3 protein-coding genes and 1 pseudogene are annotated in these 3334 nt (G+C 44.9%); all 4 read right to left on the bottom strand.

What is annotated here, in order from left to right:
- A partial coding sequence (gene asp1 / locus SORDD24_RS05195) for an accessory Sec system protein Asp1 (RefSeq protein WP_081103513.1) occupies positions 1 to 517 on the bottom strand: 517 nt, incomplete at its 3' end.
- Positions 518 to 526: 9 nt separating this feature from the next.
- Positions 527 to 1744: an accessory Sec system protein translocase subunit SecY2 gene (secY2, locus tag SORDD24_RS05190; RefSeq protein WP_061409502.1), complete on the bottom strand. Its 1218-nt coding sequence runs from the start codon at positions 1742 to 1744 to the stop codon at positions 527 to 529.
- Positions 1745 to 1830: 86 nt separating this feature from the next.
- Entirely contained in the window at positions 1831 to 3060 is a 1230-nt protein-coding gene (locus tag SORDD24_RS05185; protein ID WP_061408281.1) for a glycosyltransferase, read from the bottom strand.
- 15 nt (positions 3061 to 3075) lie between these two features.
- Positions 3076 to 3334 (bottom strand): annotated as a pseudogene (locus SORDD24_RS05180) (glycosyltransferase family 8 protein); the annotation flags it as partial.

Below are 3334 nucleotides of genomic sequence, written 5' to 3'. Positions count from 1 at the left end.
TGAGGTAGTCTTGGTAGAGAGCCTGACCATCTTGGTAGTAAATCACACTGGAAACCAGCCCCCGATCATCCATCAGGTAGTTGGCGAACAAGAGCCCATCTTCCTTGAAATACTGAATCGTACTAATGAAACCTTCAATCCCATGCTCCACCTGAGCATAGGGCTTTCCATTTCTCAAAACTAAAATGGTAAAGGGACTGTAAACAAACTCGCAGTCCTCTTCCCACTCAATATCTCTGACCTGCAAGACCTGCGGTCGAATCTCATGAAAATCCTGCAATTCATCAAATAAGGAATAAACTGGTGCTTCTAAAATACCTTGGCGATGGAGAAAATAGCGAAGATGAGGCTGATAGGACAAAAGGAGGACCTGTGCAGGAATCCCTTGGCGTTGCATCAGGCGAATCTGATTGAAGGTGTCATCAAATTCTAGCTTAAAATGAGAAAAATACCAGGGTGTCAAATCGGCATGCCAGGGACGTTCCTTGCCATACCAGACTGGGATAAAGTAATACATCAAAACCTCCTAGAATAGTGGCTGATACCTTTCATTTAGTCGGAACGCCTGCAGTTCGTCGTGAATCGTAAAGAGCATGCCACTCAAAATTAAAAAGAGTCCGGGAATCATGCTGACTTTTAACAAACTCTCATCCTTCAAGACAAACAAGATTGGAAGTCCAGCCAAGGTAACGTTAAAGACTGCACCTATCAGAGCAAATCGCAGAACCAAGCGATTGATAAAGCGACTGGTATCCTCACCAGGATAGACCCCGTAGATGTAATCTCCTGATTGCTTCATCCGATCTGAGATCTGTTGACCACTCACATTGACAAAGGCAAAGGCAATGCTAAAGACAAAGAGGATAAGGATATAAGCGTATATCCACAAGGGTTTCCCCATCGCATACTGCTCCAGTAGGGCAGGGTAGAGCGGATTGCCCTTGTCCAGATGTTGAAGCAAGATCAAGAGATAAGAAGGCAAGCCCATGAGACTCATCACATACATATAAGGCATGCCACCTGCAGGATTGAGCATGATTTCCAGATAAGAATAGCGTTTAAAGCGAGAATGGAGCCCGATTTTATTGATAGGGATGCGGTATCGCGCTCGATAAAAGAAAACGACTAGATAGGTAAAGAGGACACCAAGCACTACCAATAGGAAAAGCAGCCAAGGAGATATCTTATGAACTTGGACCGATTGGAGGATGTCCTGAGGGAGTGAAGCCACCATACTTGCCAATAAAATGACGACAGGGCCTCCAACTCCGATAGACGCATTGATGTCCGACAGCCAAACTAAGAAGAAGGTCCCCGCAACCAAAAGGCTGGTATTGAGGAGAAAGACCAAGAAGGGATTGTAGGGAGCTTGGACAGGGAGGTTTGTAGTCAAGGCCAAGGCCTGAATCAAGGCAATCCCTAACGTCAAGTACATTTTCCGTCTATCCTGGACTTCCGAAGAAACCGAGTTTAAGCCTAGTTTCTTTGAAAAGGAAAACATCTGCCACAAGATCATAGCTGACATCCAAGGTGAAAGCCCAATGGAAAAGAGAGAGAGGCTGCGAAGATTTCCACCAGTCAGGGCTACTGAAAAGTCCAGATAGGCTGCGCCTCCTCCGAGAAAATCCCGACTATTGAGGTTAACAAAAGGAAGAGCCAGACGACTCCCGAGCACATAAATAAAGAGCAAAAACAGGGTGTGCATCCCTTTTTTTACTGCTATCGATGAACGAAATTCTTTCACTAGCTCCTCCTTTTCTTTTTTATCTTTCTGTCCTGTCACACGAGGCCAATCCAGCCTTTTTATCTTAGCCTCTTCAAATCTCTATCTCAGTTTTCGTGAGTTTTCTCGGTCAGATAAGCCTTCAAAGTAGCCACCATTTCTTCTGGTCTTTCTGCTGAGAAAATACCCGCATAGGCACTTTCAGGTAGTTCCCGCGACTGGGTATTTTCAAAAGTCAAGATCGGTTTCTCAAAGCGTGAAATATAGTCATAAACAACACTCAGCTTGTCATCGTGGTTAATATCAAGGTAGACATCCGCCTGCTGGATCAGTTTCTCAACCAAGAGAGGGAAGGTGTTGGGATAGAGGGTCACATTTTCAAAACGTGATAAGAGCATGAGTTCCGGTGCCATCGTTGTATAGGCTGCAATGTAGAAATGCACCTCTGGCAAGGCTTGAACCAGATAGTCGATTTTCTCAAGGTGCCAGGAGTTGGTCAAATTAACACAAGACATAGCTGGCTGATAGACTGTGACTGGATAGTCAATTCCAGCCTGACGCCATTTTTCAGTAATGGCCGACCACTCCATCAGATGATAGTACCACCAAACCTCACGCAAACGCCCAACCGAATGAGTGTTCCAAGGTTTGTCTTGGGATAGGAAATGCAAAATGGCTGGCAGAGGCTCTAGGGGAATCTGGAAGATAAATTCATGTCCATGCGAGGCAGCCCCACTGTCAAAACCAATCTGGAAATTATAGTTCTGATCCAGATGAGTGTAGCTGTCATGAAAGAGCATATTGAGGATGGACTGGTCTCCCTCACTCACATGTCGGTGTTCCCGCTCCGTCAACTCAACTAGCTCTTGTCTCACATCTTCTGCCCGCCATTTTTTGTTATTGATCAAGAGCACACCTGCATTAAAGCCAACCCCAACTCCAAAACAAGATGGTGCGGCAGCCAGGTAGTTTTCTCCCAAGTCCATTTCAAAGAGGGGCGTCAGGTCAGCCGTCACTACCAAATCACTGTCCAAGTAAAGTACCTTGTCCTCTTCGACAAAATCAGGGATAAAGTAACGGGCAAAGGTCATATGATTGATATGGGGCAATTTGTTGCTCCAGTTCATCTGAAACTGGGCACCAAGCATCTTGACATCCACCAACTCACCGCCCATTTGCTCTACTATCGGTCTGAGAGCACGGAACCATTCCTGGGGAATATCCTGGTTAAAGATATAGACCTTGACATGGCTATTATGGTAGCAGAGAGATTTGAGTGCTGTTTCAATCTGGCGGATATAGGCATAATCTCCTGCGAGAACAATTGTTTTTTTCATTTAGTTTCCTTCAGTTCACAACGACTGCTTCTGTGATTCCAAAAGCGTGCGGATAGACTCGATCATTTGATCTACGGCTGCTGGTGAGTAAACGTGACTGTAACCACTCAAGTCATGACTAGTGGTCTCAAAAGCAAATATAGGGATTTCTCTTTGCTGCACCTCTTGGATAATGTTTGCAATTTCATCCTCATGATTGATATCCAAGTAAAAGTCAATCTTTTCCAAGACTTTTTTGACATTCATGGGATTAAAGTAAGGATAGAGGCGTACA

It is taken from the genome of Streptococcus oralis (assembly GCF_001579175.1).
Classification (GTDB): Bacteria; Bacillota; Bacilli; order Lactobacillales; family Streptococcaceae; genus Streptococcus; species Streptococcus oralis_O.
The sequence above is the reverse complement of the archived record's forward strand: the minus strand, read 5'-3'. Positions and strand labels throughout refer to the sequence as shown.